19 protein-coding genes are annotated in these 26,268 nt (G+C 58.1%); 7 read left to right on the top strand and 12 right to left on the bottom strand.

The window, feature by feature from the left end; translation table 11 throughout:
• Window positions 1-29: 29 nt before the first annotated feature.
• The 8 genes from PHX60_RS04890 to hemC all read right to left on the bottom strand — a co-directional run bounded on the left by PHX60_RS04890 (window position 30) and on the right by hemC (window position 10,184).
• On the bottom strand, window positions 30-818 hold the full coding sequence (locus tag PHX60_RS04890; protein WP_300075406.1) for an SDR family oxidoreductase: 789 nt from the start codon (window positions 816-818) through the stop codon (window positions 30-32).
• 66 nt (window positions 819-884) lie between these two features.
• A complete protein-coding gene (locus PHX60_RS04885; RefSeq protein WP_300075404.1) occupies window positions 885-2,225 on the bottom strand; it encodes a diguanylate cyclase in 1,341 nt (446 codons plus the stop codon).
• A 13-nt stretch (window positions 2,226-2,238) separates the two neighbouring features.
• On the bottom strand, window positions 2,239-4,875 hold the full coding sequence (locus tag PHX60_RS04880; RefSeq protein WP_300075402.1) for an ATP-binding protein: 2,637 nt from the start codon (window positions 4,873-4,875) through the stop codon (window positions 2,239-2,241).
• Window positions 4,876-4,889: 14 nt separating this feature from the next.
• Entirely contained in the window at window positions 4,890-5,891 is a 1,002-nt protein-coding gene (locus tag PHX60_RS04875; protein ID WP_300075400.1) for a substrate-binding domain-containing protein, read from the bottom strand.
• Window positions 5,892-5,997: 106 nt separating this feature from the next.
• The gene (locus PHX60_RS04870; RefSeq protein WP_300075398.1) at window positions 5,998-7,275 is read right to left on the bottom strand and encodes a heme biosynthesis HemY N-terminal domain-containing protein; all 1,278 of its coding nucleotides are present in this window, start codon (window positions 7,273-7,275) and stop codon (window positions 5,998-6,000) included.
• Window positions 7,276-7,299: 24 nt separating this feature from the next.
• Window positions 7,300-8,442 carry a uroporphyrinogen-III C-methyltransferase gene (locus PHX60_RS04865; protein WP_300075396.1) on the bottom strand — a complete coding sequence of 381 codons (1,143 nt, stop codon included), beginning with the start codon at window positions 8,440-8,442 and terminating at the stop codon, window positions 7,300-7,302.
• Window positions 8,439-9,245: a uroporphyrinogen-III synthase gene (locus PHX60_RS04860; RefSeq protein ID WP_300075394.1), complete on the bottom strand. Its 807-nt coding sequence runs from the start codon at window positions 9,243-9,245 to the stop codon at window positions 8,439-8,441. The genes PHX60_RS04865 and PHX60_RS04860 overlap by 4 nt, the downstream gene beginning before the upstream one ends.
• A 12-nt stretch (window positions 9,246-9,257) precedes the next feature.
• The gene (gene hemC, locus PHX60_RS04855) at window positions 9,258-10,184 is read right to left on the bottom strand and encodes a hydroxymethylbilane synthase (protein ID WP_300075392.1); all 927 of its coding nucleotides are present in this window, start codon (window positions 10,182-10,184) and stop codon (window positions 9,258-9,260) included.
• A gap of 79 nt (window positions 10,185-10,263) precedes the next feature.
• Between hemC and ppc the strand changes: the two genes are divergently transcribed.
• A complete protein-coding gene (gene ppc, locus PHX60_RS04850) occupies window positions 10,264-13,110 on the top strand; it encodes a phosphoenolpyruvate carboxylase (RefSeq protein WP_300075391.1) in 2,847 nt (948 codons plus the stop codon).
• 53 nt (window positions 13,111-13,163) lie between these two features.
• Entirely contained in the window at window positions 13,164-15,983 is a 2,820-nt protein-coding gene (locus PHX60_RS04845; protein ID WP_300075389.1) for a DNA methyltransferase, read from the top strand.
• A gap of 5 nt (window positions 15,984-15,988) precedes the next feature.
• Here the strand turns inward: PHX60_RS04845 and mltB are convergent, their stop codons facing one another.
• The 4 genes from mltB to PHX60_RS04825 form a co-directional block, all read right to left on the bottom strand.
• Window positions 15,989-17,092, bottom strand: coding sequence for a lytic murein transglycosylase B (mltB, locus tag PHX60_RS04840; protein ID WP_300075387.1), 1,104 nt, complete (start codon window positions 17,090-17,092; stop codon window positions 15,989-15,991).
• A 14-nt stretch (window positions 17,093-17,106) separates the two neighbouring features.
• A complete protein-coding gene (locus PHX60_RS04835) occupies window positions 17,107-19,176 on the bottom strand; it encodes a DUF3488 and transglutaminase-like domain-containing protein (RefSeq protein WP_300075385.1) in 2,070 nt (689 codons plus the stop codon).
• Between the two features lie 142 nt (window positions 19,177-19,318).
• Window positions 19,319-20,290, bottom strand: coding sequence for a DUF58 domain-containing protein (locus PHX60_RS04830; RefSeq protein WP_300075384.1), 972 nt, complete (start codon window positions 20,288-20,290; stop codon window positions 19,319-19,321).
• Between the two features lie 4 nt (window positions 20,291-20,294).
• Window positions 20,295-21,215, bottom strand: coding sequence for a MoxR family ATPase (locus PHX60_RS04825; protein ID WP_300075382.1), 921 nt, complete (start codon window positions 21,213-21,215; stop codon window positions 20,295-20,297).
• A 43-nt stretch (window positions 21,216-21,258) separates the two neighbouring features.
• On the opposite strand from PHX60_RS04825, the gene PHX60_RS04820 reads away from it, so the two are divergent.
• From PHX60_RS04820 to PHX60_RS04800, 5 genes are all read left to right on the top strand, one after another.
• On the top strand, window positions 21,259-22,212 hold the full coding sequence (locus PHX60_RS04820) for a histone deacetylase family protein (protein ID WP_300075381.1): 954 nt from the start codon (window positions 21,259-21,261) through the stop codon (window positions 22,210-22,212).
• 13 nt (window positions 22,213-22,225) lie between these two features.
• Window positions 22,226-23,038: an enoyl-CoA hydratase gene (locus tag PHX60_RS04815; protein WP_300075379.1), complete on the top strand. Its 813-nt coding sequence runs from the start codon at window positions 22,226-22,228 to the stop codon at window positions 23,036-23,038.
• 30 nt (window positions 23,039-23,068) lie between these two features.
• Window positions 23,069-24,394 (top strand): mechanosensitive ion channel domain-containing protein, encoded by a 1,326-nt coding sequence (locus tag PHX60_RS04810; protein WP_300075377.1) that lies wholly within the window; start codon window positions 23,069-23,071, stop codon window positions 24,392-24,394.
• 76 nt (window positions 24,395-24,470) lie between these two features.
• Window positions 24,471-25,220 carry an electron transfer flavoprotein subunit beta/FixA family protein gene (locus PHX60_RS04805; protein ID WP_300075376.1) on the top strand — a complete coding sequence of 250 codons (750 nt, stop codon included), beginning with the start codon at window positions 24,471-24,473 and terminating at the stop codon, window positions 25,218-25,220.
• Between the two features lie 28 nt (window positions 25,221-25,248).
• Window positions 25,249-26,181: an FAD-binding protein gene (locus PHX60_RS04800; RefSeq protein WP_300075375.1), complete on the top strand. Its 933-nt coding sequence runs from the start codon at window positions 25,249-25,251 to the stop codon at window positions 26,179-26,181.
• The last annotated feature ends 87 nt before the right edge of the window (window positions 26,182-26,268 follow it).

The raw sequence follows: 26,268 nt of genomic DNA, 5'->3' as shown, positions 1-26,268 counted from the left end.
CAAGTTTTGTTCGCCACTATGCCACGGTGTCAGATAATGCTCTCGACAATCCCACCCTCGACGCGCAAAGCCGCCCCGGTGGTGGCACTGGCTTGGGTAGAAGCCGCATAAACACACAAATTGGCTACTTCTTCGGGCGTGGCAAAACGGCCAATCAGGCTAGAGGGGCGATTCTCGCGGAAGAAGCGCTGCTCCATCTCGGGCACCGAAATACCTTGCTCGCGCGCCAAATTGGTAAAGAAAGTCTCTACGCCCGCAGTACGGGTGGGGCCGGGCAAAATGGTATTCACCGTCACACCCGTACCCGCCAACACCTTGGCCAAGCCGCGCGACAAACCTTGCAAAGCCGACTTACTGACACCGTAATGCACCATATCGGCGGGGATATTGACGGCAGACTCGCTAGAAATAAATTGAATCCGGCCCCAACCGCGTGCCTTCATGCCTTGGGCATAGTGGCGCGACAGGCGCAGGCCACTCATGACATTGGTTAGGAAGAAAGTTTCCCAATTTTCATCAGAAATGGCAAAAAAATCTTGCGTGCCGTAAATACCCAAGTTGTTCACCAAGATGTCAGTTTGCGGCACAGCAGCGATCAGCGCTTGGCAACCCGCTGCACTAGCCAAATCTGCGGCCACCCCTTGCGCTTGCAAGCCTTCGGCCTGTAAAGCAGCCACGGCAGCGTTCAGGCGTTGGGCATCACGAGCGCACAGAGTGACGCTGGCCCCAGCTTGGGCCAGACCACGGGCAATCGCTAAACCAATACCAGCGCTGGCACCGGTAATAATGGCAGTTTTTCCAGAAAGATGGATGTGCATGATAGTATTTTTAAGGTAAAGAAAAATGGAGAGATGTGCAACAAGGTGATGTGCATTAATCAGTGATTAATTCAAAATCATGGACGGCTCAAACAAAACCACTCTATCGCGTCCGCGCTCTTTGGCTTGGTACATGGCGGCATCGGCGTGGCGCGATAGCTCCATTTGTGTTTGTCCGTGTTCTGGATACAAAGCCACGCCAATGCAAGAAGAAATGGATAAAGTTTTGTCTTGTAGCTGGATGGGTTCATTCAGGGCGCTGCGGATTTTTTCTGCCACCATCATGGCATCAGCGGCATTGCTCAAGTTGAGCAGCAACACCACAAATTCATCGCCGCCCACACGGCTGACGGTGTCAGACTCGCGCACACAGCTTTGCATTCGTTGGGCCACTTCTTGCAATACCAAATCGCCCACCGCATGGCCCCAGGTGTCGTTGATAGGCTTGAATTTGTCTAAATCAATAAACAGCAGTGCCAATGGTTTATCGTGGCGCTTGGCCAGAGTTAAACCACGTTCTACCCGGTCCATAAACAAACTACGGTTGGGCAGATTGGTCAATACATCGTAGTGGGCCAGGTGGTCTAGCTTTTCTTGGGCGTGTTTGCGCGCCGTAATATCGAGTTTAATGGCCACATAGTGCTGGCGCTGGCCGGTGGCATCTACCACCGGGGCAATATGGGTTTCTTCTATATAAGTGCCACCGTCTTTGGTACGGTTGATAATTTCGCCCACCCACGAGCGCCCTTGTTTAATTTGCCGCCACAGGTCGGCATAAACAGTTTGGTCGGTCAGGCCCGATTTGAGCAGCGAGGGCTTTTGCCCTTGTGCCTCGGTAAAGGTGTAGCCGGTAATGTGGGTGAAATGCGGGTTGACGTACTGAATATGGCCCTCTAAATCGGTCACCATCACCGTTAAAGGGCTTTGCTCAATCGCGGTAGAAAGTACCAACAATTGGCTTTGCGCTGCCTTGATTTGCGCCAAAGAATCTTGCAGTTGCTGGTTGAGTTCGGCCAAATCGGCCCGTTGCTGCGCCCGCTCTAGGTGGGCCGAGACGCGCGCTTTGACTACCTGTGGGTTGATAGGCTTGTGAATAAAATCTACCGCGCCCGCTTCAATGCCTCGGGTTTCACTGTCAGAATCAATGCGGGCGGTGACAAAAATAACCGGCACTTTGCGCGTGCGTGGGTCACTTTGCAAAATATCTAGCACTTCGTAGCCAGTCATGTCTGGCATCATCACATCCAGCAAAATCAGGTCGGGCAATTGCGCGGCTACTTGGGCTAAACCTTCGGGGCCAGACAGGGCAAAACCTACCTCGCAGATATGGGCTAAGGTTTCACCCAGCACTTCGATGTTTTCGGGTTGGTCATCTATGATTAACACTTGCGGCATACGGCGGGGCATAGGCGGGTGCTCCTTATTCTTGGTTTACGCGGTGGGCTGGGGCCTGCGCGGTGAGCCAGTGTTCCCAGATGTCAAGGGCATCTAGGGCTTCTTTGAACTGCAAGCGCCGCACCGCTACCATCACGGGCACAAAAGCCGTGGCTGCCACAGGGGTGTCTTGCAGCAAAGCCTCGATTTGCTCGCCTACCCGCTTGGCGGCCAATCGGTTGCCTGCCAGCAGTTGTTGTAGCTGTGGCAAAAGAACTTGCAATTGCGCCATAGGCCAGACTTGCTCGTTGATAGCGGGCGCTGGCGCAGTAAGCGCTAGTGGAGGTGGTGCTGGCTCTGGGGAGATGTCTGGAGGGGAGGCGGGCTGTTGGTTGGAATAGCCCAACACCACCTCAAAGTGAAAGGTGCTGCCTTGGCCCAAGGTGCTTTCTACCCAAACTTTCCCGCCCATTAGTTGGGCTAAGCGTTGCACAATCGACAAGCCCAAGCCGGTGCCGCCATATTTGCGCGCAATCGAGCTATCGGCTTGGGTAAAGGCAGAAAACAGGCGCGCTATTTGTTCTGGCCCCATGCCAATGCCGGTGTCACTGACGCTGCCTTGCAGGGTGATGCAGTTGGCGTTGCGTGCTTGCTGCACCAAATGCAGGCTGATGCGGCCTTGTTCGGTAAATTTGATGGCATTGCCGACCAAGTTGGTCAAAATTTGGCCCAAGCGTAAATCGTCGCCCACCAGTTGGGGCGGCAGTTGGGGGTCTAGCTCGACCTGCCAATCGAGTTTTTTTTGCTCTAGCTGGTAAGCAAAAATATCGTTGACACGGTGCAACACGGTGGCCAGCGTGAAAGGCGCTTGTTCTAGTTCTAGCCGTCCGGCCTCAATTTTAGAAAAATCGAGCAAATCGTTGAGCAATTGCAATAAAGTTTTGGCCGAGCCAGAAACTTTGCTGAGGTGGTCGCGTTGGCGCGGGGTGAGTTCAGAGTCTAGCACCAAGGCCGTCATGCCGATGATGGCGTTCATGGGGGTGCGGATTTCGTGGCCCATGTTGGCCAAAAAATCGCTTTTGGCGCGGTTGGCGGCCTCGGCCTCTTCCTGCATTTGTTTCAGGTGGGTAATGTCCACCCGAAAGCCCACGGTGTAGCCCGCCGGGGTTTTGCGGTCCACAATGCGTAGCCAGCGCCCATCTTCTAGTTTTTGCTCTAGGGCTTGGTTGCAGTGGCGGTGAACCTTCATGCGTTGCTCAATCCAGGCTTCGCGTTCGGCCTCGGTGGCGTGGCTTAGCTCGGCGTAATAGCAGCCAGCCTGAATCCGCAAGCGCAGCAACTCTTCGAAGGTTTTGCCTTGCAATTGCAGTGGTTCGCCTGCCACGGGCACCAAGGTGCGGTATTTTTCGTTGCAAAACACCAAGCGGTCTTGGGGGTCAAATAGCACGAAGGCTTCGTCGATGGCATCAATGGCCGTACGCAAGGTTTGGGCGTGTTCTAGCCGCTCTTGCTCGGTGCGGCGCAGGGCGGCGGCGGCTTGGTGCTGCTCTTGCACCGTCTGTAAATAGGCATTAAAACCACGCACCAAATCGGCAATTTCGTCGTTGGCTGTGGGCGCTGGCAGTGGCGCATGAACTGCCTGCGGCGCTTGGGTCAGTTGCTGAAAACTGCGCGCCAGCGCTTGCAGTGGGGCCACCACTTGGCGCGTATAACGGCGCACCAACAAGGCCATGACCACCAAACACAGCAGCAGCAAACCCAAGGCGACACTGGCCACCTGCATCACGCTGGCCGAGTGCTGGTGCCAAGGCGAAATCAGCACCAAGTAGCCGCCCACCTTCGGCAGCGACAGGGAAGATAGCATCACTTGGCGGCCATCTAACACCAAATGTTCGTCGTTTTGGTTTTGGTTTTGGCGCAACAAAGTGAGCAAGCCCGGTGCCAGCGCTTGGCCTACATGCCCTGGGTCGGGGTGGTGCATAAAGCGCCCTTGGCGGTCCACGGCCAAGAGCTGGGTGTCTGGATGGGCTTCTGCTTGTAATTGGTGCTTTTGAAAAATCGTATTGTCGATGCTGATGAGCAGCAGCCCGACCACGGTATGGTGATGGAGCGCTTCGTCGTAGTGGCTGATGGGGCGCACCAAGGTATAAACCTTGCTGGAAGTCATGCCCAAATTGGCCCCATCGTCCATGCCGCGCCAATAGGTGCTTTGCCCCGAGGCTTGGGCCTCTTGCAGTAAGCGGCGCACGGTGGGCGGTGGTAAGTCGTGGGTGTCTAGCGTGGCCCCGACATGAAAATGGCGTCCATTGAGTGCCACCACATTGAGCGACACCAGCCCGCGCGTGCTTAAAAAATGGTTCAGGATGTAGCCAATTTGTGCCTTGGTGTGCAGGCGGTTGTAGTCATCATCGCCAGCGGCATTGGCATGGTACAGGGCGTGGGCAATGGTGTCGTTGCCAGCAATATTGGCGGCCAAGTCTTCTAGTTGCTCGGCATACAGGTCCAAAAATTGGCGTGTTTCGCTCAGGGTGCGGTGGTTGTTGATGGACACTTGCTCGCTGACAAAGCCATGCCCTATCCAGAAGGCACTGAAACCAAACAACAACAGAGGCACCACGCCCGTGAGCAAGAAATACAGCACCAGCTTGCTGGTGATGTTGTTGTGCCAGCGGCTCCAGGGCATACAGCTAGAACGCTTTAGCGCAGGGTTTGCGCCGTGACCAGTTCGGCATTGATGAGGGTCACGTCGGGCACGGTCTCGCCACGCAACAGGCGATCGGCCAGCATCATGCCCTGAAAGCCTTGCTCAGTGGCTTGCTGATCTACCGTAACGTGCAACCAGCCTTGGCGCAGGGCGGTTTGGGCTTCGGCAATGGCATCGAAACCGCCCACCTTGACATCGCGGCGGCCCTGCTCTTGCAGGTAGCGAATGGCCCCCAAGGCCATCATGTCGTTGGCGGCATAGATGAGTTTGGCTTGGGGGTGGCGTTGTAGCAGCTCTTGGGTCAGGGTGTAGCCTTCGTCAATTTTCCAGTGGGCGCTCTCGCTGGCCAGTAGGCGCATGGCAGGGGCTTCAGCCAAGGCACGCACTGCGCCTTGGCTGCGCTGGCGTGCATTTTCGGCACTGCGAATGCCCTCTAAGAGCAACGCTGGGGTGCCCGCTGGCAAACCTTGGCGCAACCAGCGCACAGCAGCATAGGCGGCTTGTTCGTTATCGACACTGACAAATGGAATTGGGGCTAGGCCCATTTGTTGCACGGTTTTGGGGTCCAATTGGTTGTCTAAATTAACCAGCTTGATACCTGCATCAGCCGCTTTTTTTAATACCGGCACCAGCCGGTCGGAGTCGCCGGGGGCAATAATAATGGCATCGACTTTGGCCTCAATCAGCTCGTTGACGATTTGAATTTGCTGCTCAATCGAGGTTTCTTGCGCCGCTGCCTTGACCAATAAACGCATCCCCAATTGGCGCTCGGCGCGGCGTGCGCCCTGCTCCATCGCAATAAAAAAGGGATTGGTCAGGGTTTTCATGACCAAGGCAATGGTTTTTTGCGCTTCTGGCGGCGGGTTTGAATCTGCTGGCTGCGCTGGCGAGGTATTGCCGATGCTATTGAGTTGCGGCAATGAACGCTCGTCCTTGCAGGCCGATAAGGGGAGCAATAACAGCAGCGTGAAAAACAAAGAAAAAAGGCGACGCATAATCAATGGAGGAACTCGATGGCTAAACGGGCTGCTTTAGGGCGGTGCAGAGTGCAGTTATCGTCTATGGTAACTGCTTAATTTTTGTTTTGGCAGGCCCGCTGGCTTATTCGGCTTGGGCGGCTTGTTTCCACGCGGCACTGGCGGCTGCGGCATCGCCGCGCTGCTCGGCCAAGTGGGCCAAGTGCAGCCAAGCGCGTCGGCGCAAACTGGCATCGGGTAGCTGCTGGCTGCAAGCAGCCAATAGTTGTTGGGCCTTGCCCCAGAGTTGGCGCTGCATACAGGCCACACCGGCCAAGTATTGCAAATACACCTGTTGCGGATGGGCTTGGGCGGCGGCCTCGATGCGGGCTAACCAAGCGCTGTCAATGTCGTGCAAGCTGGCCTCTAGGCTACGCACTAGCTTTAAGGCCCAAACATCGCTCAGGGTGCTGGGGTATTGTTGCAGCAAGGGCCATGCAGGCAGCAGCCACTGGCGCACTTGGGTGGCTTCGCCGCCCAAACCCATCAGGCGTTGGGCGGCATGGATGGCCAACTCGGGCAGGGCGCGTTCTGCGGGTTCTAGGCTTTGCCAAATTTGCTGCAATTGCAGCGGGTCGTGGGCGCTGTCGAGCAACTCGGTGGCCAGTCCGCGCACGATGCTTTGTGCGGCGGTGGCAGAAAACGCCCGGTGCTTGGCCAGCAGGCGCGCGGTCTCTAGTGCTTCTTGGGTTTGTTGGTTGTGGCGCGTGGCTTTGAGGCGCAGGCGCAGGGCCAAGGTGCGCCGCGCGGCACCTTGGGGCAGCGCGGCCAGCCACGCTAAGCTGCTGCGGGCATCGCGCCCTTCTAAGGCCCAGCGGGCAGCACGCAGTTGAATGCCCTCGCGCAGGGCTTGCTCATGTTGGTTGCCGTGCTTGGGGGCTTGCTCTAGGGCTTGCTGCAAGTGCAGTTCACGCTGGCGTTGGTCTTGCAGGGCGTGCGAGTCTTCGGCGGCAATCAGGTGGGCTAAGGCGCGCAAAGGGCGGCTGTGCGGTAGTTGTTCTCCGGCTTGGCTCAGGGCGGCTTCTTGTGCCAAGGCCAACAGCGCTGCCTTGCGCGAGCGCAAAAAACGCCCGGCCATAAACTGTGCCAGTGCATCGAGCAGCGCGGCGTGCGTAGCGCGTTCTTTTTGCTGCAAGCGCCAGCGTTGCGCTTCGTGGGGCAAAGCCAACAGGGCGGCCAAACCGCGCAAAGCGGCATAGACGATGGCAAAACCCAGCGCCAGCAGCAGCAGCACCAAATTGAGCGATAAATCCAGCCGATAGGGCGGCCAAAACAGGGTGATGGTGCCTTGGTTGTTGCCCGCAAACAGTGCCGAAGCCGCTGCTACCGCAAACAAGGCCAAAAGCCAAAGAACAGCACGCATGGAGGGAGCGCTTTCTGGGCCGCTTTAGCGGCCTGCTGCTGCACTACCCAGGGCAGCAAAGGTTTCGTCTAGGCGCGGCAGCTCGTTGTTTTTAAGGTGCAACTGCGATTGCTGCAACAAAGTAAGCACCTGCTGGGTGCGCCGCGAGCTGGGGTCAAAGTATTTTTGGATGGCGGTATGGGCAGCGGCCAAATCGGTGCGGGCAGAATCTAATTGCCGCGCCACAATGCCCAAACGCGCATTAAGCAGTTTGAGCTTGAGGTTTTCGCGCAGGAAGAAGGCTTGCTCTGGGGCCAACAAAATGGCCTCGGGCTGGTCAATGCGGCTCACACGTACCAAGCTGCGTACCTCATCCCACACCACTTCGCCCGCTTGCAGCAGGGCGGTTTGCCACCAAGGCGCATCGCTGGCAGTTTCTGGGCTGCTGGCGCTGCTGGGGTGGTTGGCGCTGGCGCTGGAGGCCTTGCTGGTTTGGGCCTGCAAACGACGCGTAGCAGCGGTGGTAGCGACGGCATTTTGCAAGGGCAACTCATCGACTTGGCGCACCGCATCATCCAAGCGCGCCAGCAAACCAGCGGTATCGGTGACTTGGGCGGTGCGTAAACGTTCGGCATCGCGTCCTATGGCGCGCTGCACGGGCACTAGCCGGGGTTGGGCGGCGCGCTCTATGCGTTGCTGGGCGCTTTTGAGGGCTGCCAGCAGCGGCTCCAGTTGGCCGGTAAATTGCGCTTGCTGCTCGGCCAAGCGCAGGGCGGCTTCTATATCGACCACCAAGGTTTCATCGCGCGAACGCGACAGGCTACGCATCAGCTCTTCTAATTGGCCGCGCTGCAAGGCGACTTCATTGAGGCGGGTCTCGGCCACCGTCAGGCGGGTAGCGGCATCACCGGCTTGTTCTTGCGCTTCGCGCGCCAGAGTGCGCGCCTCTACCGCTTGGGTGCTGGCATCGGCGCTTTGGCGCGCCAGTTGTTCTTGGATGGTGTTGAGCTTTTGCCACAGCAAGGTGCTGCTGGTCAGGCCGACAACGGCCACGGTAGCCACAGCGCTGAAGCCATACATCCACAGTTTGCTGCTGGCAGCGCTGCTGCCCCCCGCTGGGGCCGCAGAGTCCAAACCCGGTGGTGCGGGGCTGGCAGCGGACAAATCAGGGGCGGGCGCAGAACTCATAGCATCGATTCTATCGAGATGGCCACATCCTCTAAAGTAGGACGGCATTCTGTCACCGTGCCAAAGCCCGCCGCCTGCGCGGCAGCAGTAATGCGCGGGTGCGTGGTTAAAGCACGGGCTGGTTGCCAAGATTGGGCAGGCAGTTGGGCCTGCAAGTTGGCAATGGCCTGTGAGCTGCTCAACAGCCACAGCGTGCCATCGCTGGCGGCCTGTTGGGCCAAAGCCCGTTGCGCGTCTGAAAACTGCGCGGCTTGGCGTTGGTAGGCCACCACTTTATCCACTTGGGCACCGGCACGCTGGAGTTGCTGCGCCAACCAATCGCGCCCGTGGCCCTCGGGCTGGGGTGCGGTGCCATCACGGCCACGCACGATTAACACCCGGTTGCCGGGCTGGATTTGTGACTCCACCCGTTGCCACAGGGCTTCCGAATCAAATTGGCTGGCCTCGGCGGCGGGTTGGTCAATGCAGTGGGCGGGCAAACCGCATTGCTGCAAAGTACGCGCGGTGCCGGGGCCGGGTGCCCACCAGCGCGGTGCGGTGTCACTGGCGGCCAAAGCCTGAAACGCTGCCACGACGGACGCACTAGCAAAAAAGCGTGCCGCCTGTCCACTCACCAGCATAATGGCTTGGTAGCTGGCCAAGGCTTGTTGCGCTTGTTGCAAAGCGGCCACGCTGGCGGCATCGCTGGGGGGGCTTATTTGAATGAGCGGCAGCGCTTGCGCCAGCAAACCACGCCGCTGCAACGCCGCTACCCAGTGTGCAGCTTCGGGGGCTGGGCGGGTAATCAGAATGCGCGCTGGCATGGGCGGCCTGATTTAGCCCGCACCACCGGCACGCAATTGTGCCGCCACGGCTTGGCCCAGGGCATCGGCATCGGCCAAACAGGTGACGCTGGCGCTGGCACGGGCGCGCACCAGCGGCGCATGGGCTTGCTCGGGGTTGCCCCAAGCGGCCTCTAATTGCAACTGTTGGCCTTGTAAGGTGGCATGGGCGGCCAACGGCATGGAGCAACTGCCGCCCAAGCAGCGGCTCACGGCGCGCTCTGCCGTGACGCGCAACCAAGTCGGTTGGTGCGCCAACGGGGCGAGGGCATTTATTAAATCTTGGCGGTCATGGCGGATTTCAATGCCCAACGCACCTTGGCCCGCAGCGGGCAACATTTGGTTTGGCGCAAAAATTTGGCGGATGCGCTCTTGCAGGTGCAGGCGCTTCAGGCCCGCTGCTGCCAGCACAATCGCATCGTATTGGCCCTCATCGAGCTTGCGTAGCCGGGTGTCCAAATTGCCGCGCAAGGGCTGGATGTCCAAATCCGGGCGCAGGGCTTGCAGCAGCACCTGACGGCGCAGGCTGGACGTGCCGACCACCGCGCCAGCGGGCAAGTCTTGCAAACGGGCGTAGTGCGGCGAGACCAACGCATCGTGCGCGTCTTCGCGCTCTAACACACAGGCCAAGGCAAAGCCCTCGGGCAGCTCCATCGGCACATCTTTGAGCGAATGCACGGCAATATCGGCCCGACCATCGTGCAGCGCGGTTTCTAACTCTTTGACAAACAAGCCCTTGCCGCCCACTTTGCTCAGGCTACGGTCCAAAATTTGGTCGCCCAGCGTGGTCATGCCCAATAAAGAAACCGCATGGCCGCGTGCTTGCAACAAGGCTTGCACATGTTCGGCTTGCCACAAGGCTAAACGGCTTTCGCGCGTGGCAATGACGATGGAGGGAAGAGAAGAGTCAAGGGAAGTCATTGCAGCAAACAGGGCAAAAATAACTGCTGATGCTAGCATGACCCCATTTCAAAACCATTGAGCCGGAGACTCCCCCAAAATGACTGCGCCCAGCACCAAGACCGAAGCCGCACCCGCGCGCAAAATCGACAAAGATGCACCGCTGATTCAAGACATTCGCCTGCTGGGGCGCATTTTGGGTGATGTAATACGCGAACAAGCAGGCGTGGCCGCGTTTGAACTGATTGAACAGGTGCGCCAGCTGTCGGTGGCTTTTCGGCGCGATGCCGACCACGATGCCGACAAAGCCCTAAAAAAACTGCTCAAGGGTTTGAGCGGTGACCAAACCGTGAGCGTGATTCGCGCCTTTACCTACTTTAGCCACTTGGCTAATTTGGCCGAAGACCGCCACCATATCCGCCGCCGCACCATCCGCGAGCGCGCTGGCGACACCCAAGAAGGCAGCATTGCCGTGGCTTTGTCGCGCTTGCGCTGGGAAGGCATTGCCCCGAGTGCGATTGCCGAAGCCTTGGCCAGCAGCTACGTGGCCCCGGTACTCACCGCCCACCCGACCGAAGTGCAGCGCAAAAGCATTTTGGATGCCGAACGCGGCATCGCCCAACTGTTGGCCGTGCGCGACGACATCGTAGAACGCGCCCAGCTGTACAACAGCGCCAAAGATGCCCTGACTCCGCGTGCTTTGGCGGCCAATGAGGCCCAATTGCGCGCGCGCGTGGCCCAGCTGTGGCAAACGCGCCTGCTACGCTACAGCAAACTGACCGTAGCGGATGAAATTGAAAACGCCCTGTCCTACTACGAAGCCACTTTTCTGCGCGAAATTCCGCGCATTTATGCCGATTTGGAACGCGAACTGGGCGACCAACCCATCCACAGCTTTTTACGCATGGGCCAATGGATTGGCGGCGACCGCGACGGCAACCCCAACGTCAGTGCCAGCACCTTGGCCCAAGCCCTGCGCCGCCAAAGTGAAGTCGCCTTGCGCCACTACCTGACCGAAGTGCATTTGTTGGGCAGCGAGTTGTCTATGTCAGCACGGTTGGTAGAGCAAACCCCGGCCATGCAAGCCTTGGCGCAAAGCTCGCCCGACAGCAACGAACACCGCCAAGACGAGCCGTATCGCCGCGCCCTGACCGGCATTTATGCCCGTTTGGCCGCCACATTGCAGCACTTAACTGGCACCGAAGCCGCACGCCATGCGGTAGTGCCGCAAAATCCTTATAACGATGCCGCTGAATTTTTGGCCGAATTGCGTACCATTGCCAGCTCCTTGCAAGCGCACCACGGGGCCGCCTTGGTGCCAGAACGCCTGAACCCCCTGATGCGCGCCGTGGAAGTGTTTGGCTTTCATTTGGCTACGGTGGATTTACGCCAAAGCTCCGACCAGCACGAGCGCGTGGTGGCCGAACTGCTGGCCGTGGCCCACATAGAGCCAAACTATGCCGCATTGGACGAAGCCAGCAAACGCACCGTGCTGATGCAGTTGTTGCAAGAGGCGCGCCCCCTGCGCGTGCAGGGCGTGGCCTATTCTGAACACACACAACACGAGCTGGCTATTTTTGAAACTGCGCGCCAGATGCGCCAGCGTTACGGCAGCGAAGCCATCCGGCACTACATCATCAGCCACACCGAAACCGTGAGCGACTTGCTCGAAGTGCTGCTGCTGCAAAAAGAAGTCGGGTTGTTGCGTGGCACTTTGGGGTCAGCATCGCCGCTGTTGGGGCCAGCGACCACCGATTTAATCGTGGTGCCACTGTTCGAGACCATCGAAGACCTGCGTAATGCCCCCAACATCATGCGCGAGTTCTACCAACTGCCCGGCATTGCCGATGTGGTGCGCCGCAGTGGGGCCGAACAAGACATCATGCTGGGCTACTCCGACAGCAACAAAGACGGCGGCATTTTTACCAGCAATTGGGAACTCTACCGCGCCGAAATCGCGCTGGTGGCCTTGTTCGATGAACTCTCGGCGGGCAGCACACCGATTCGGTTACGCATGTTCCACGGGCGTGGCGGCACCGTGGGCCGGGGCGGTGGCCCCAGCTACCAAGCCATTTTGGCGCAGCCACCGGGCACGGTGCGCGGCCAAATTCGCCTGACCGAGCAAGGCGAAGTAATTGCCTCTAAATACGCCAACCCCGAAATTGGCCGCCGTAATTTAGAAACCTTGGTCGCTGCCACCCTAGAGGCCACCTTGTTGCAACCGACCAAACCAGCCACAGCCGCCTTTTTGGCCGCTGCCGCCCAGCTATCGCAGGCCAGCATGGATGCCTACCGCGCCTTGGTCTATGAAACGCCGGGCTTTACCGATTACTTTTTCAACTCCACACCCATCCGCGAGATTGCCGAACTCAACATCGGCTCACGCCCTGCATCGCGCAAGCCCTCGCAACGCATTGAAGACCTGCGCGCGATTCCGTGGGGCTTTAGCTGGGGCCAGTGCCGCCTGACGCTGCCGGGTTGGTATGGTTTTGGTTCTGCCGTCGAAGCCTTTTTGCAGGCCGAAGGCACCGACCCCAAAGCCCAGCTGACGCTGCTACGCAAAATGTACCGCCAGTGGCCATTTTTTAGCACCTTGCTCTCGAACATGGACATGGTGCTGGCCAAAAGCGATTTGGCCTTGGCCTCGCGTTACAGCGAACTGGTGGACAACGCCCGGTTACGCAAAAAGATTTTCAGCACCATCGAGGCCGAATGGCACCGCACCGCCGAGGCGCTGGCACGCATCACGGGCGAAAAACAACGACTGGTGAATAACACGGCGCTGGCGCGCTCCATTCGCCACCGCTTTCCGTACATTGACCCGCTGCACCATTTACAAGTCGAGCTGGTGCGCCGCTGGCGCGAGGGCGAAGTCGATGAGCGCGTGCAAACCGGCATTCATATCTCTATCAACGGCATTGCGGCGGGCTTACGCAATACCGGCTAAATCGTCGCCGCCACCTTATAAAACAACGAAACAACGTTTCTAAAATACCCACCATGCCCCTGTCTTGGAACGAAATCAAATCGCGCGCCTTAACGTTTAGCCGCACTTGGGCCGATGCCAGCAATGAAGATGCCGAGGCCAAGCCATTTTGGCTGGCCTTCTTTGAAATTTTTGGCATTACCGATAAGCGCGTGGCCACTTTTGAACTCAACGTGAAAAAGCTGGGGCAAGCCCAAGGTTTTGTTGATTTATTCTGGCCGGGCATGTTGCTGGTAGAACACAAATCGCGCGGCAAAAACTTAGACCGAGCGTTTCAGCAAGCGCTGGATTATGTTCCCGGTTTGCCCGAGCGCGACTTGCCGCAGCTGATTATCGTGTGTGATTTTGCGCGTTTTCGGCTGTACCGGCTGGCCACCGGCGAGAGTATCGAGTTTGCGTTGGCCGATTTACACCAACACATCCAATGGTTTGGTTTTATTGCTGGTTATCGGGTGCAGCAAATTCGGGCGCAAGACCCGGTCAACGTCAAGGCCGCCGAGCGCATGGGCCAGCTGCACGATGCCTTGCACGCCAGTGGCTATACCGGCCACCATTTAGAACTGCTGCTGGTGCGCGTATTATTTTGCCTGTTTGCCGACGATACCGGCATTTTTCAGCCCGCGCAATCGTTTCGGGCCTTTATCGAAGAGCGCACCAGCACCGATGGCTCCGACCTTGGTTTGCGTTTGGGGCACCTGTTTCAGGCGCTCAATACACCACCGGCGCGGCGCAGTGCGGCACTGGATATGCAGGTAGCGGCGTTTCCGTACATCAATGGCAAGCTGTTTGAAGAAATTTTGCCCTTTGCCGATTTTGATTTTAAGATGCGCGAGGTGTTGTTGAATGCCTGTGCTTTAGATTGGTCGGCCATCAGTCCGGCTATTTTTGGTAGCCTGTTTCAAAGCATCATGGATAGCACAGCGCGGCGCAATTTGGGCGCGCACTATACCAGTGAAGAAAATATCCTCAAGCTCATTGGGCCGTTGTTTTTGGATGATTTGCGCGCCGAATTTAACCGCGTCAAAGGCCAGCGCCAGCGGCTGCAAGAGTTTCACCAAAAACTGCGCCAAATCACCTTTTTTGACCCCGCTTGTGGTTGTGGTAATTTTTTGGTGATTAGTTACCGCGAATTGCGTTTGTTAGAATTAGAAGTGCTGCGCGCCAGCCATGCGCTGCTTGGCAAAGCTGGGCAACAGAGTGTGGATGTGCATAATTTGATTGGGGTAGATGTTGACCAATGTTATGGCATAGAGATTGAAGAATTTCCGGCGCAAATTGCCCAAGTCGCCTTGTGGTTGATAGACCACCAAATGAATTTGCGTGTGAGTGAAGAATTTGGCTTGTATTTTGCGCGCATTCCCCTGAATACCAGCCCACATATTGTGCATGGCAATGCCTTGCAATTGGATTGGCAGGAAATATTGCCCGTGCAGCGGTGCAGTTTTGTTTTGGGTAATCCGCCGTTTCTTGGTAAAAAAGAGCAATCTCTGGCACAAAAATCCGATTTTGAGCCTGTGACGCAGCAAATTCCAGGTTTTGGGGTGCTAGATTTTGTGGCTGCTTGGTATGTGAAGGCGGCGCAGTATTTGCACGCCGAAGCCAGAGACGGGGGCGTGAATACGCCGGTTCGTTGTGCTTTTGTTTCCACCAACAGCATTGTGCAGGGCGAGCAGGTAGGCGTACTCTGGAGTTGGATGTTGGCGCAAGGGATAAAAATTCAGTTTGCCCACCGTACTTTTGGCTGGAGCAACGAGGCCAAGGGCAATGCTGCCGTGCATTGTGTCATCATTGGCTTTGGTTTGCACGATGTACCAAACAAAGTTATTTTTGAATACGATGATGTGAAAGGCCCACCCCATGCAGTGCCTGCTCATCATATTAATCCTTATTTGGTAGATGCCCCTAATGTGCTTTTGACAAAAAAAGCGCATAGCATTTGTCATGCTCCGAGTATCAGTTATGGCAGCATGGCCAATGACAACGGGCATTTACTATTGCTGGATGAAGAAAAGCAATTATTGCTTGCAAATGAACCAGAACTCGCACCATTTATCCGCCCTTACATGGGCGCGCAAGAATTTTTGAATGGAGAAAAGCGTTGGTGTTTTTGGCTGGAAGATGCCTCCCCTGTGCTGATACGGGATTCGCCTGAATTAAAACGCCGCATTGCAGCAGTGCAAGCCTTTCGCCATCGCAGCAACCGTAAAGCCACCCAAAAATTGGCCATGAAGCCTACGCTTTTTGGTGAAAATAGACAACCAAAAAATCCCTATCTTCTGTTGCCCAAGGTTTCATCAGAACGTCGATTTTATCTGCCAATTGGTTATATACAGCCAGAAGTGATTGCCAACGGCAGTGCCTTAACCATTGAAGGTGCTGGTTTGTTTGAGTTTGGTGTTTTGCAATCTTCCATGCACGCCGCTTGGATGCGTTTAACGGCAGGGCGATTGGAAAGTCGTTATCAATATTCTGCGGCCATCGTTTACAATAATTTTCCGTGGCCTGATTTGCCCCATGCTTCGGCCAAAGCCCCAGTGCAAAAAGTTCAAGCCGCGATTGAGCAAGCCGCCCAAGCGGTATTGGATGCGCGCGCCCAGTTTTCAGAGGCATCGCTGGCCGATTTATACGACCCGCTGGCCATGCCGCCCGCGCTGGTCAAGGCGCACCAACGCTTGGATGCGGCGGTGGACAAAGCCTATGCGCTGTGCGGTGGCCCCAAAAGTTATGCGTCCGACGCGCAGCGCGTGGCTTTTTTGTTCCTGCGCTATCAGCAACTGACCAGCTTGCTACCGGCCACGCCAGCCAGCAAACCCCGTCGGACGCGCTTGGCTTAACGTTGTCAACGCGGCAGCCGCGTGAGTGGGCGTGGCTGTTGCATCTCTTTGCGTACCGCCTGCCCCAGCTCAATCACCGCCAAAGCGTAGTAGCTAGACCAGTTGTAGCGCGTCACGGCATAAAAATTGTCGGTGCCAGCGACATAGCTCGGGGGCTGGGGGCCATTTTTTAGCTCAATCAGGGCCAGCAGTCCGTTGTGGTTTTGCCCGGCGGGGTCTAACTGCACCCCATGCTCGGCCAGCTCGTGGGCGCTAAAGCTGGGCCGAATATCCGGGGCCAGCAAGGTGGATAAATCAACCCCTGCTGGGTCTAGCTGCAATGGGTAGTGTGTGGGCAAACCCGGCTGCCAGCCGTGCGCGATAAAGTAATTGGCCACCGAGTGGATGGCATCTTGTGCATTGCCAAACAGGTCGATTTGGCCATCGCCATCGCCATCGACGGCATAACGCACCCAGCTAGAGGGCATAAACTGCCCCAAGCCCATCGCCCCAGCATAGCTGCCGCGTGGCTGCAAGGGGTCTATGCCATTTTGTTGCGATAAGGCCAGCAATTGCTCTAGCTCGCCCTGAAAATAGGCTTGCCGTGCTGCTGCCCGTGGGTGCGCTGCCGGAAAATCAAAGGCCAAGGTGGCCAGCGCATCTATCACCCGAAAATTGCCCATTTGCCGCCCATACAGGGTCTCTACGCCCATGATGCCCACGATGATGTCGGCGGGCACGCCATAGCGGCGCTCGGCTTGGGCCAAGCTGGCGCGGTGTTGCTGCCAAAAGCGCACGCCAGCACGGATACGCACCGGCTCGACAAAGCGGCGGCGGTAGGCTTGCCAGTTTTTTTCTCCGCTGGGGCCAGAGGGCAACATCAGCGGCGGGATGCGCGACAAAAAACGCGCTTGGCCAATCGTGTGGCGTACCCAATCGGCATCCCATTGGCGGCGCTCGGCCAGCGCTTGGGCAAACTGCATGGCCTCGTGGCGTTGGGCATAGCGTGGGCTGTCGGGTGCCGTTGCACTGCCCGCACGGGCTGGTGCTTGTGCCAGCGTGCTGCTGATGGGCCAACTGCTCAGCGTCAGGAGCAACAAACAATGGGGGGCAAAAAATCGAGGGTGCATTGAGAAAGAAAAAATTAGGAAGAGCGCACCGCCGCAGGCCACGGCAGTTGGCGCCAGCGCCGTTGCAGCTCGCGCAGGGAGGGTGTGGCTTGCGCCGCTGGGGCATAGCGCAATTGTTCCAGTTCTAGCAGCCAAGCGCACAGCGGCTGGGCAGGGTCGCCAAAATGGGCCTGCACTTGCGCGGCGATGGCGCGTGGTGGGGTGCTGTCGGGCAGCTGCAAGCCCGCTTGGGCCAAGCGCTGGCGGGTGCGTTGCAACAAACGCAGCCAAGGGTTGTGCTGGCGGCGCTCCCACAGCGTCCAAGCAGCGCCCAGCAGCGCTGCCACCCCGAGCAAGCTGGCCAAAATACGCACCAAATCTTGCCAACTGGGGGCGCTAAAGCCCAGCGTTTTGAGTAAATCGAGCTGGCGGCTTTGCGTGTAATTGAGTACCCATTGGTTCCAGTGGTTGTTGGTGGCCTCCCAAATGGCGCGCAGTTGTTGTGCCATGCCGGGGCTAATCATGGTGCCTACCGCCGCCCCCAAAATGCCTTGGGGGGCGGCCAAGCGTTGGAACAGGCCCACCCGGCCAGGGGCTACGGACCCGGTGGGGTCCACACGCACCCAGCCGCGCCCTTCTTGCCAGACTTCGGCCCAAGCGTGGGCATCGCTTTGGCGCACCGTCCAGTAGCCATCGACGTTGTTCAAATCGCCACCTTGGTAGCCGGTGACGATGCGTGCGGGTACTCCAGCGGCGCGCAGGGCAATCACAAACGAAGACGCAATATGCTCGCAAAACCCCGCTTTGCGGTCAAACCAGAACTCATCGGCACTGTGCTGGCCATACAGGCCCGGCTCTAGGGTGTAGCTGTAACCGCCCGTTTTCAGGTGTGCCAACAGCGCTGCGACCAAAGCTGGGGTGCCACCGGCGGCAATGGTGGGGTCGGCGCGCAATTGTTGCGCCCAAGCTACGGTGCGCGGGTTGGATGTCGATGGCAGGGCGCTCATGGCCTGCAAAGCTGGGGTTAGGCGCGTGGGGCCATGCTCAAATTGGGGGTAGCTCTCGGCAGCGTAGCGCACCACATCGGTAATGGGGCGGTTAGACAGCCATTGCAAATCCGGACTCATCACGCTCTGAAAGCCGTTGAGTGCTGGTTTGTCTTTGGCCGCTTCCATCACCAACAGCCAAGGCCGTTGGTGCGGCTCCAGCGTCACGGTGTAGCGCACCGGCTCGCCTTGCACGCGCAAATTGGCAGGCAGGCCCCATTGTCCTGCCCAAGGGTCATGGCGTGAGGCGGGCGCACGCCATTGGCGGCCATCAAACTCCGATAACACCGGCCCGCGAAAATACAGCTGTGAGGCCGCTGGCGCTTTTTGCGCTGGGGTATCAAACCGAACGCGCATCACCACGCTATCGTCTAGCGCCAGTTTGGCCACATTGCCCACTTCCATCGTGCCCGAGAGGCCACTGCGGCCGGTCAGGGCATCGCTAGGCAAGCCCCACAGCGGTGCCATGCGCGGAAAGAACATAAACAGCGCCAGCATGATGGGCGCGCCCAGCAGCGCCATCGTGCCCGCCGTGCGTAGTGCCAGCAGCAGCGGTGGGCGGCCTACCGGCATGTGGGCGTTGACCAGCGCGGTCAGTAAGCCCATCAGGGCTATCAACATGGCCACGGCAGTCAGTAGCGATTGCGAAAAGAAAAAATTGCTCAGCAGGGTAAAAAAGCCCAAAAAGAACACCACCAGCGCATCGCGCCGGGCGCGCAGTTCTAGCGTTTTGAGCGTAAGCAGCAGCACAATCAACGTGACACCGGCATCGCGGCCCAAAATAGTGCGATAGGTGAGCAACGTGGCCCCCGTGGCCACCACCACCGCCACCAGCAGTAACCAGCGCTGCGGCAGCGGCCCGCCTTGCCAAGACAGCACGCCGCGCCAGAGTAAAAAGCCAGCGGCCAAGCTGCTGGCCCACCACGGCAATTGGGCGATTTGTGGTGCAATCACCCACGCAATCACGCCCAACATAAACAGGGTGTCGCGCGCATCGCGTGGCAGGGTGGCCAAGGTTTGGCGCAGGCTGGTGGGCTGATGGCTTGCAGTGGCGTTCATCAGAAACTAGCTCCGGTTTGAAACCTCCCCCTTCAGGGGGATAGAATTCGTTTGGGAGAGGGGTAACCTCTTCCAAAGTGGCCCCGCTAGGGGTGTGGATTGAAACATAGGTTTTTTTTTGATTTTTTGGCTTTTTGGCGATTTAAGCCAGCGCCAGCGCTTGCAAACAGCGCTGGCGCTGGGCAGCACCACTGCCGGGGGCAATCTCTAATCCCGGCAGGCGCAGGCCATAGTCCAGCCCCAAGCGGTCGGCTTGCAGCACCCAAGCCGTCAGGCGCGACAGGCGCGCTTCGGGGTTACTCAGGCCGGTACGCTCTGGGGTCAGCCACAGCTCGTGGCGCTGCATTTGCAGGCTATCGCGGCTGACGAGGTTATCGCTGCCGCTGGCCAAGGCTTGTGCGGCTTTTTTCCAAACAATCAATTGCTGCGGGTCACCCCGGCGGTAGGCGCGCACGCCTTCAAAATCGCCCATGCCTTGGCTGTGCGTGCTGCCGATGCCGCTGGCATGGGGTTCACCGGGGGGCAAAGGGGGGGTGGGCACTTCGGGTGCTGGATAGACCAACACCTGCGCCGCCGGTCGCCACAAGGCCCAAACACGAAAGGTACCCAGCGGAAAGCGGGTTTCTGCCGTGAGCAGCGGCAATGAATGCAGCCCCCGGTGGCTGGGCGCAAAAGCCACCTGCACCTTAGAGGAGCCTTGGGCGGGCACATCCGTCCAAGCCCATTGTTGGCTGCCATGCACTGCCACAGCGATACCAAAGCGCGTGCTGCGCCGCTCGCTGCTCAATTGCACATCCAACACGGCACTTTGGCCCAAAAAATGCGCTTCGGGCGGTTGTAAGTGCAAGGTCAGGCCACGCAATGTGCCGTGGCAGAGGTGCATCCCCACCACGGCACTACCGGCCAGCAAAAAGGTGAGCAAATAACCCAAATTGAGTTGGTAATTGATGGAGGCCACCAACAACACCAGCAGCGTCAGTGCCAACATCCAACCGGGGCCGGTGGGCAAAATATACACATTGCGCTGCGTGAGCGTTAGGGTATCGGTGGGCTGCAAACGGGCCAGCCACCATTGCTGCCAGCGCTGGCGCAAAAAGGACAAAGGGCCACGCATGGCTTCAGGGCAGCGGGACGCTATCGACCATTGCCTGCACCTGCTCCACCGCGCCGCGCCCGGCATTGCCTACCGGCACCAAGCGGTGGGCAATGGTTTGCGCGATGATGGCTTGCACATCATCGGGGGCGACATAATCGCGCCCGCTAATCAATGCTTGCGCTTTGGCGGCGCGCACCAAGGCAATGCCCGCGCGTGGCGACAAGCCCTGCACAAACCAACGCCCGGAGCGCGTGGCGGCAATCAAATCTTGCACATAGTCCAACAGCGGGTCAGCGGTGTGAATCGCCAACACGGCTTGTTGCAGCGCGGCCAGCTCCAGCGCTGACAACACCGGGGCCACGCTGGTGGCCATGTGGCGCCGGTCACTGCCTGCCAGTAGCAAACGTTCGGATTGCCGGTCGGGGTAGCCCAAGGAAATCCGCATCAAAAAGCGGTCTAACTGCGACTCTGGCAGGGCGTAAGTACCCAACTGGTCTTGCGGGTTTTGTGTCGCAATGACAAAAAATGGCTGCGGCAAGGGGCGGGTTTCGCCTTCCGCCGACACCTGTTTTTCTTCCATCGCCTCTAGCAGCGCGCTTTGGGTTTTGGGGCTGGCGCGGTTGATTTCATCGGCCAACAGCACCTGGGTAAACACCGGGCCGGGGTGGAACACAAACGCCTCTTGCCCGCGCTCGTACACCGAAACCCCAATCAGATCGCTGGGCATCAAATCGGCGGTAAATTGCACGCGGGTAAACTGCAAACCGAAGGTATGGGCCAGCGCGTGCGATAAAGTAGTCTTACCGACACCCGGCACGTCCTCAATCAGCAGATGGCCCCCCGCCAACAGGCAGGCTACACAATCTTGAACGCGGGCAGATTTACCCACAATCACCGTGTTAAGCTGATCTAAAAGTGATTTAATTTTTTGCTGTGCTTGCATGGCGTAACGTTATCCGAAAAAAACCGACCACCGGAGACACCCTATGGGAAAGACAGGTTATTACACCCACCGCGATTGCTGGAAACACGAAATGGGCCCCGGCCACCCCGAGTGCCCCGAGCGCCTTGATGCCATCGAAGACCGCCTGCTCATCACTGGCGTGATGGATGCCTTGGAGCGCTACGATGCCGACGAGGCCGCTTTGGGCGACATTGAGTTGGCGCATGGGCGCTTGCATATTGCCTCGATACGCGGCCTGACCGATTGGTTGCGTGAAGAAGTCGCCGCTGGTGGCCCCGCGCACACCCAAGTGGACCCCGACACCTCCATCAATGTGCATACTTGGAAGGCCGCTTTGCGCTCTGCGGGTGCTGCTTTGGCCGCCACCGATGCCGTGATGGCCGGCGAGCTAGAAAACGCCTTCTGCGCCGTGCGTCCGCCCGGACACCATGCCTGCCGCGACAAAGCAATGGGCTTTTGCTTCTTCAACAACGTGGCTATTGCTGCTAAGTATGCCCTAGACCGCTACAACCTCAAGCGCGTGGCGGTGATTGACTTTGACGTTCACCACGGCAACGGCACGGAAGATATTTTGGCCGGTGATGAGCGCGCACTGATGGTCAGTTTTTTCCAACATCCGTTTTTTCCGTACAACGGCGATAAAAACCCAGCACCCAACATGCTTAATGTGCCGGTAGCCGCCTACACCAAGAGCATGGACATCCGCGAGATGATTGAAACGACGTGGATTCCGCGCCTAGAGGCGTTCCAGCCCGAAATGATTTTCATCAGCGCCGGTTTTGATGCCCACCGTGAAGACGACATGGGCCAGTTGAGTCTGGTAGAGCAAGACTACACTTGGATTACCCTGCGGATTAAAGACATTGCCCGGCGTTTCTCGCAAGGGCGCATTGTCTCTTGCCTAGAGGGGGGCTATGTGCCCAGTGCCTTGGCGCGCAGCGTCGAAGCCCATTTGCGCGTCTTGGCCGACCTGTAACATGGGCAGCAGCATGGTTTCTGATGTCTCTGACACCCCCTCGGGCCTGCTGCTGGTGCAGCAAGATGTGCGGGGTGTGGTTACGCTCACGCTCAATGACCCAGCGCGCTTTAACGCCTTGGGGGCCGAAATGCTGGCCGCTTTGCAAAGCGCACTCGACAGCATTGCCCAAGATGAGCGTGTGCGTGTGGTGGTGCTGGCGGCCAACGGCAAGGCTTTTTGTGCTGGGCACAACCTCAAGGAGATGGCAGCGCACCCCGAGTTGGCTTGGTACCAAGCCCTGTTTGCCCAGTGTAGCAAGGTGATGTTATCCATCCAGCGTCTGCCAGTGCCCGTGATTGCCAAGGTGCAAGGCATGGCGACTGCGGCGGGCTGCCAATTGGTGGCCCAATGCGATTTGGCCGTGGCGGTCGAGCAGGCCACCTTTGCCACCAGCGGTATCCATTACGGCCTGTTCTGCGCCACCCCCAGCGTGCCCTTGGTGCGTAATTTGCCCATCAAGCAAGCGATGGAAATGCTCCTGACGGGCGACTTTATGGATGCCGCCACGGCACGGCAACAAGGGCTGCTCAATCGGGTAGTCACCGCGCAAACGCTGGATGCCGAAGTAGAGCAACTGGTGCAAGCCATTGTACAAAAACCGCGTACCGCCATCACAATGGGCAAAGCCTTGGTCTATCAGCAACGCGAATTGGGCCTCGATGCCGCCTACCAACTGGCAGGCCAGACGATGGCCGTCAACATGATGGACGCTGCCGCCCAAGAGGGCGCACGCGCCTTTGCCGAAAAGCGCACCCCCGCCTGGAAGCAGCCCACCACTCCTTAAAACACCCCTCAAAAGGAAATACAGCAAACAATGGCCAAAGCAAACCCTTCGCCAGTGATGTTCGATGATGTAGGCAACTGGTTCCAATCGTTCCTACAACCCACCGTGTTGATTGAATTGGGTTCGCTGGCGTTGTGTGTGCTGCTGGCTTGGTTGCTGGTGTCCGGTTTGCGCCGTGCCATCGGCCAAAGCGATGGCCCTTCTATTTTGTTTGGGCAAAAAATACTCGATGGGGCTTTGTTTCCGCTGCTGTTGTTGGGCTTAGGCTATGTGGCCCAAGCGCTGCTGACGCAATGGCTGAACTTGGCCGTGTTCAAGGTGGCCATTCCGGTGCTGATGGCCTTGGTGGTGATTCGCATTGGCGTGAAGGTGTTGCAGGTGGCGTTTCCACGCGCCACTTGGGTGTTGCCGATGGAGCGCAGCATCTCTTGGCTGGCTTGGGGCTGTATGGTGCTGTGGGTAACAGACCTATTGCCCTTGGTGTTGCAAGACTTGGAAGACATCCGCTGGAAGGTGGGTGGCTCTACCCTGTCTTTACGCACTATTTTAGAGGGCATCCTCACCTCGGGCGCAGTGCTGATTTTGACCCTCTGGGTCTCTGCCGCCATTGAGGCCCGTTTGCTGCGTTCGGCCAGCGGCAGTGATTTATCGGTACGCAAAGCCCTGAGCAACGTAGCGCGGGCGGTGTTTGTTTTTATCGGCCTGATTTTTGCGCTCTCTACCGTTGGCATTGACTTGTCGGCCCTCTCGGTGTTGGGCGGGGCCGTGGGCGTGGGCATTGGTTTTGGCTTGCAAAAATTAGCGGCCAACTATGTCAGTGGTTTTGTGATTTTGGCCGAGCGCAGTGTCCGCATTGGCGACAACGTGCGTATCGACAATTTCGAAGGCCGCGTCACCGACATCACCACGCGCTACACCGTGATTCGCTCCGGTGCTGGGCGCGAGTCGATTGTGCCCAACGAGATGCTCATTACCCAGCGCGTCGAAAATTTCTCGCTGGCCGACCCACGGGTTTGGCACTCTACCGTGGTCAGTGTGGCCTACGAAAGCGATGTCGATTTAGTGATGCAACTATTGCAACAGGCTGCCTTGGTCAGTGAGCGCGTATTGCGCGACCCGCCGCCCAGCGTCGCCCTATCGGCCTTTGGTGCCGATGGCCTAGAGTTCACGGTGGGCTTTTGGATTGCCGACCCGGAAAACGGCCTGCTTGGCCTGCGCTCTCAAATCAACTTGGCTATCTTGCGTGCTTTGCGCGACAACGGCATCGAAATCCCCTATCCACAGCGGGTAGTGCAGTTCAACGGGCCACTTCCAGCCGATGCGCCAGCCGCTTCTGTGCTGGCCGGTGCTGCCTAAGTGCGCCGTACAGCATAGAATGTTGCATCTTACGTAAACGTCAACTTAATCAACAACCCTCCTAGGAGCCGCAGTTATGAAGGTATTGGTCCCAGTCAAGCGCGTGGTGGACTACAACGTAAAAGTCCGTGTGAAGTCTGATGGAACGGGCGTAGACATCGCCAACGTCAAAATGAGCATGAACCCGTTTGACGAAATCGCGGTAGAAGAGGCAGTGCGCCTGAAAGAAAAGGGTTTAGTCACTGAAGTGGTGGCCGTCTCTTGCGGCGTGGCCCAATGCCAAGAAACCCTGCGTACTGCGATGGCCATCGGTGCTGACCGTGCCATCTTGGTCGAAACCGATATGGAGCTGCAACCGCTGGCCGTGGCCAAGCTGCTCAAGGCGCTGGTGGACAAAGAACAACCCGGCCTCATCATTTTGGGCAAACAAGCCATCGATGATGATGCCAACCAAACCGGCCAAATGCTGGCCGCTTTGGCCGGTCTGCCGCAAGCTACCTTTGCCAGCAAAATCGAGCTGGCCGATGGCAAAGCCCAAGTCACGCGCGAAGTCGATGGCGGCTTAGAAACCCTCTCCCTGAGCTTGCCTGCCGTCATCACCACCGACCTGCGCCTGAACGAGCCGCGCTACGTCACCCTGCCCAACATCATGAAGGCGAAAAAGAAGCCGCTGGAAAACGTCAAACCGGCTGATTTGGGTGTCGATGTGGCCCCCCGCCTCCAAACCCTGAAAGTGAGCGAGCCACCGCAACGCGGCGCGGGTGTCAAGGTGGCCGACGTGGCCACTTTGGTAGCCAAACTCAAGACCGAAGCCAAGGTACTGTAAAAAACTGCGAAGCATCAAGGATAAAAACATGACGACCCTCGTTATTGCAGAACACGACAACGCCAGCCTCAAGGGCGCAACCCTCAACACCATCAGCGCTGCCGCTGCTATCGGTGGTGACATCCATGTGTTGGTCGCTGGTCATAACGCAGGTGCTGCGGCCCAAGCAGCCAGCCAAATCGCTGGTGTGAGCAAGGTATTGCACGCCGATGGCCCCGCACTGGCCCATGCTTTGGCTGAAAACGTAGCTGCCCAAGTGCTGGCAGTCGCCAGCAACTACAGCCACATTTTGTTTGCCGCCACTGCCAACGGCAAAAATGCCGCCCCGCGCGTCGCTGCCCTGCTGGATGTGGCGCAAATCAGCGAAATCAGCAAAGTGGTGTCGACCGACACCTTTGAGCGCCCGATTTACGCTGGTAACGCCATTGCCACCGTACAAAGCAGCGACAGTGTGAAGGTGATTACCGTGCGCGGTACCGGCTTTGATGCCGCTGCTGCCACGGGTGGCAGCGCCGCTGTAGAAAGCATTGCTGCTGTGGCCGATGCCGGCAGCAGCAGCTATGTGGGCAGCGAAATTGCCAAGAGCGACCGCCCTGAACTGACCGCCGCCAAAATTATCGTTTCGGGTGGCCGTGCCTTGGGCAGCGCCGAAAAATTCCAAGAAGTCATCACCCCCTTGGCGGACAAGCTGGGCGCAGCCATCGGTGCCAGCCGCGCCGCTGTCGATGCAGGCTACGCCCCCAACGATTGGCAAGTGGGCCAAACCGGCAAAATCGTTGCGCCCCAACTGTATATCGCCTGCGGTATCTCGGGTGCCATCCAGCACTTGGCGGGTATGAAAGACAGTAAAGTCATTGTCGCCATCAACAAAGACCCTGAAGCACCTATTTTTAGCGTGGCTGATTATGGTCTGGAGGCCGACTTGTTCCAAGCCGTGCCCGAGCTGGTGAAACAGCTCTAAGCCCTCCACCGCAACCACGGTCAAAGGGGGGCAGTGCGCCCCCTTTCGTGTTTTCGCTATGTCTCTTTTTTCAAGAAAAATTAAGCC

The organism is Giesbergeria sp., from assembly GCF_028686475.1.
Lineage (GTDB): Bacteria > Pseudomonadota > Gammaproteobacteria > Burkholderiales > Burkholderiaceae_C > Simplicispira.
The sequence above is the reverse complement of the archived record's forward strand: the minus strand, read 5'-3'. Positions and strand labels throughout refer to the sequence as shown.